Raw genomic sequence first — 4,431 nt, forward strand, 5'->3', positions numbered from 1 at the left:
CCGACCTTGTCGGAAGCCGTGGTCACCTGATCGTCAAGACATGGTCAACGGCGCGGTGTTCCCGTTCCCGATCGGGTGTGACCTGCGCCACTCAGTCGAGCAGCTCGGCGTACGCGGGGCAGTAGGCGCCCACCGCGGACGCCACGACGGTGGCGCTGTCGGCGCGCGACCATCCGGTGGTGGTCCGCAGCGTGATCAGGGCGCCGATCACGCCGGTGCGCGAGGGGTGGTCGTCCAGGGCCGAGCAGACCTCCCCGCCCACGCCGAGCAGGTCGGCGTCGGTGGCGTCCGTGCTGGTCAGCGTCGAGTGGTCGCGGACGGCCGCCAAGTACAGCGCGTTCGCGGCGACGGAGGTGGTCGGCGCGGTGTGCAGCGCGTAGGCGGTGATCCCCGCGAGCGCGAGGAGCATGACCACAGCGGCCGCCACGAGCGCCGTCCCGGTGCGCCGCGACAGGCCCGCGGTGGGCTCGGGCAGCGGCGGCACCCACGGGCCGAGACCGGCCGGTGGCTCGAACAGCAGGTGGTCGACGGGCCCGCGCTGCTCGGGGACGAGCCCGCCCGCGACCCGGTCGGTGACGATCCTCGCCGCCCCGATCCGCCCCACGGTGGCGGGCTGCACGCGCTGTGCCGGGATGCCGGCCGGCGCCAGGGCGTGCCGGCCGACGGGTGCGTGGGCGGCGTGGCGGCGGGGCTCGGCGATCATGGTGGCGGTCCTCTCGGTGGGTCTGCCCGGGTATCGGGCGGTTGCCGTCCGCCGCAACTGAAGTTCGGACCGAATACCTCGATGTGATGAGCTCTGCCTGAGATCGTCGCTCTCAGTAGCGCCAGCGCAGGCCGGCGAGGACGTCGTCGACGTCGCGGTCGTGCGCGCTGGCGGCGTCGGAGCGGCGCACGGCGAGGAACGCGCCGAGCAGCGCGGGGCCGAGCGCACCTGCGACCCGCGGCGACCCGGTGAGGGCCTTCTCCTGTTCCTCCTGCGACGCGGGCAGCGCGACGATCGCGTGCTCCGCGCGCTCGTCGGCTGTCCACGTGCCGGGGTCGCTCTGCACCGGCTCGGGCAGCGTCAGCCCCTCGGCGACGCCCGCCGCTCCCGCGGCCAGGACGGCGGCCAGGGCCAGGTACGGGTTGGCCGACGCATCGGACGTCTTGAGCTCGACGTTCGCGTTGCCCTCCCCGAGGAACGCCGTTCCCGGTACGTAGCGCAGCGGCGCCTCGCGGTTCTCCACGCCCCAGAAGCCGTACGCGCCGGCGAAGAACCCGGGACGCAGGCGCGCCAGGGATCCCTGGCTGGGTGCGGTGACGGCGGCGACGGCGGGCAGATCGCGCAGCAGCCCCGCGACGTACGCCGCGCCGTCGTCGGTGGGCCGCCCGGTGTGGCTCGCCAGCAGGTTCCGCTCCCCGCGCCAGAGCGAGGTGTGAACGTGCCAGCCGTTGCCCGCGACCGTGGTGGCCGGCAGCGGGGCGAACGTCAGGCGCAGCCCGTGGCGCTGCGCCGCGGCGCGCAGGGTCTGTCGTGCAAGGAGCTGGTTGTCGGCGGCCGTGACCGGGTCGGTGGCGGCGAGCGAGAGCTCCATCTGCGCGGGCCCGTACTCGGCGTGCAGCTGTCCGAGCTCCAGGCCGTTGGCGGCGCAGTCGCGCAGCACGTCGGCCACGAAGCCGTCGATCCCGACGAGCGCCTGCGGGCTGTAGGCCGGGCCGGGGTGGGCGGGAACCGGCTCGTCGTCCGCACCGTCGTCGAGGTAGACGCCGAACTCCATCTCGTAGCCCACCAGCGCGGTGAGCCCGTCCGCGGCGAGCGCGTCGACCTGCCGTTCCAGCGCCCCGCGCTGGTCGTAGGGCCACGGGTCACCGTCGGCGGCGACCTGCCGGCCCGGCGCCCAGGCCAGCGCAGGCTGCCCGGCGAGCGGCACGAGCTTGTCCAGCACCGGGACGAGGCGCACGTCGCCCGACGGCGTGGCGAGGTCGGCGTGGGCGAACGTGATCGCGTCGGCGCTGTCGAACACCGCGAACAGTGTGGTGATCCCGACCCCGACCTCCGCGACGCGCGGCAGCGCCCCGACCGGCACGGTGCGCGAGCGCGGGATGCCGTTGTTGTCGGCCCAGCTGATCGTCACCCCGGCGACGCCGGCGGCGGTGAGGCCGGCGGCGAGCGCGCGGGGCTCGAGGGGCGTCGGGGCGGGCGTCGTCATGGCGGACAGGATGGCCCGGGTGGCCGCTCCGGTCCAGGTGGGCCCACCAGGACCGGCGAGGGCTGCACCCATGATCGTCGGGTCGGCCCACCGGACCGCGCGGTTCGCGGTCACGCGTCCCGAACCGGTGATCTTGTGGGTGGCCGACCCCGCTGCCGCGACGTCGTCCGGGCTACGGTGCCCTCATGCTCGTCGAGCGGATGCGGTCCCACACCTCCACGATCTTCGCCGAGATGTCGGCGCTGGCGCTGCGCACCGGCGCGATCAACCTCGGCCAGGGCTTCCCCGACACCGACGGCCCGCTGTCGCTGCTCGCCGACGCCGCGGCCAACATCACCGGCGGGGTCAACCAGTACCCGCCCGGTCTCGGCGTCGCCTCGCTGCGCACGGCGGTGGCCGAACACCAGAAGCGTTTCCACGGCCTCGACGTCGATCCCGAGCACGTGCTGATCACCACCGGAGCCACCGAGGCCATCGCGGGCGCGATCCTCGGGCTGTGCGAGGCGGGCGATGAGGTGGTGCTGTTCGAGCCGTACTACGACTCCTACTCGGCCACGATCGCGCTGGCCGGCGCCGTCCAGCGGCCGGTGGCGCTGCGCCCGCCCACGTTCGGCTTCGACCCCGACGAGCTGCGCGCCGCGTTCTCGTCGCGCACCAAGGTCGTGCTGGTCAACACCCCGCACAACCCCACCGGCGCGGTGTTCACCGCCGAGCAGCTCACGCAGATCGGGGAGCTGGCCGCCGAGTTCGGCGCCGTCGTGGTGTCCGACGAGGTCTACGAGCACATGGTGTTCTCGGACGATTCCGGGGGCGCGCGCCACGTGCCGATGGCAAGCCTGCCCGGCATGGCCGAGCGCACGCTGACGATCTCCTCGGCGGGCAAGACGTTCTCCGTCACCGGGTGGAAGGTCGGCTGGGTGCACGGGCCGCCGGAGCTGGTGGCGGCGGTCCGGGCCGCCAAGCAGTTCCTGACCTACGTCAGCGGGGCGCCGTTCCAGCCCGCGATCGCCACCGCGCTCGGGCTGCCGGACTCCTTCTACAGCGGCCTGGCGTCGAGCCTGCAGGGCAAGCGCGACCTGCTGTCCGACGGCCTGCGCGCCGCCGGGTTCACCGTCTATCCGTCGGCCGGCACGTACTTCGTGGTCACCGACGTGGCCCCGCTCGGCATCCCCGACGGCGCGGCGTTCTGCTGGCGACTTCCCGAGCTGGTCGGCGTGGCCGCGGTGCCGGTGTCGGTGTTCTGCGCCGACCCCGAGCTGGGTCGCACGCTGGTGCGCTTCGCGTTCTGCAAGCGCGACGAGGTGCTCACCGAGGCGGTCTCACGCCTCGCCGGGCTGAAGGCGGCGGTGGCATGACCGCCGACGTGCTCGTTCTCGCGGAGGCGGCATCGTGAGGGCGTACGGCTTCACAGCGCTCGGCGGCCCGGAGAACGAGGCGTTCCTCGACGTGCCCGAGCCCGTCCCCGGGCCGGACGACCTGGTCGTGCGCGTGCGCGCCGCCGGGGTGAACCCGGGCGACTGGAAGCTGCGCAACGGCGCCTACGGCACCACCCCGCCGGCCGTGCTGGGGCGGGAGGTGGCCGGCACCGTCGAGCAGGTCGGATCGGACGTCAGCGGGTTCGCCGTCGGTGACGAGGTGTTCGGCGGCTGCCCCGGCATGGTCGGGGGCTGGGCCGAGCTCGCGATCGTCACGGCCTCGTTCGGCGCGCACCGGCCCGACGCCGTCACGCCCGAGGACGCCGCGGGCCTGCCCGTGGCCGCGGGCACCGCATACGACGCGCTCACCTGCCTCGACCTCGACAAGGGCGCGACCCTGCTGGTCAACGGTGCGGGCGGCGGCGTGGGGGTGGCGATCGTGCAGCTCGCGGTGGCGCGCGGCATCACCGTGATCGGCACCGCGAGCCCCGGCAAGCACGACCTGCTGAGGTCGTACGGCGCCGTGCCCGTGGCCTACGGCGACGGGGTTCTCGACCGCATCCGGGCGGCCGGGGTGGGCGGGCGCGACACAGCCATCGACGCGGTGTTCGACCTCGTCGGCGGCGACGCGCTGCGCACCGTCGCGGAGCTCGTGCCGGAGCGCTCGAAGGTGGCTTCGGTGGCCGACAAGGGCCTGGCCATGGAGCTCGGCGGCACCGAGGTGGTGCGCGACCGCAGCACCGCCGTCCTCAGCGAGCTGGCCCGGCTCGTCGCGGCCGGGGATCTCGACCCGCACGTCACCGACGTCCGCCCGTTCGACGAGGCGG

General features: G+C 74.5%; 4 protein-coding genes. 2 read left to right on the forward strand and 2 right to left on the reverse strand.

Features of this window, described 5'->3' with window-relative positions; translation table 11 throughout:
• Window positions 1–91: 91 nt before the first annotated feature.
• Window positions 92–703 (reverse strand): DUF732 domain-containing protein, encoded by a 612-nt coding sequence (locus JWR81_RS27960; protein WP_297659366.1) that lies wholly within the window; start codon window positions 701–703, stop codon window positions 92–94.
• 112 nt (window positions 704–815) lie between these two features.
• The gene (locus JWR81_RS27965) at window positions 816–2,189 is read right to left on the reverse strand and encodes a glutamine synthetase family protein (RefSeq protein ID WP_297659372.1); all 1,374 of its coding nucleotides are present in this window, start codon (window positions 2,187–2,189) and stop codon (window positions 816–818) included.
• A gap of 185 nt (window positions 2,190–2,374) precedes the next feature.
• Here JWR81_RS27965 and JWR81_RS27970 point away from each other — a divergent pair, with 185 nt between their 5' ends.
• Together JWR81_RS27970 and JWR81_RS27975 are read left to right on the forward strand one after the other, a co-directional pair.
• Window positions 2,375–3,544: a pyridoxal phosphate-dependent aminotransferase gene (locus JWR81_RS27970; protein ID WP_297659368.1), complete on the forward strand. Its 1,170-nt coding sequence runs from the start codon at window positions 2,375–2,377 to the stop codon at window positions 3,542–3,544.
• Window positions 3,545–3,578: 34 nt separating this feature from the next.
• Window positions 3,579–4,431: NADP-dependent oxidoreductase (locus JWR81_RS27975; RefSeq protein ID WP_297659370.1), on the forward strand; the 853-nt coding region annotated here is incomplete at its 3' end.

It is taken from the genome of Pseudonocardia sp. (assembly GCF_025965585.1).
In the GTDB taxonomy this organism is placed as follows: Bacteria; Actinomycetota; Actinomycetes; order Mycobacteriales; family Pseudonocardiaceae; genus Pseudonocardia.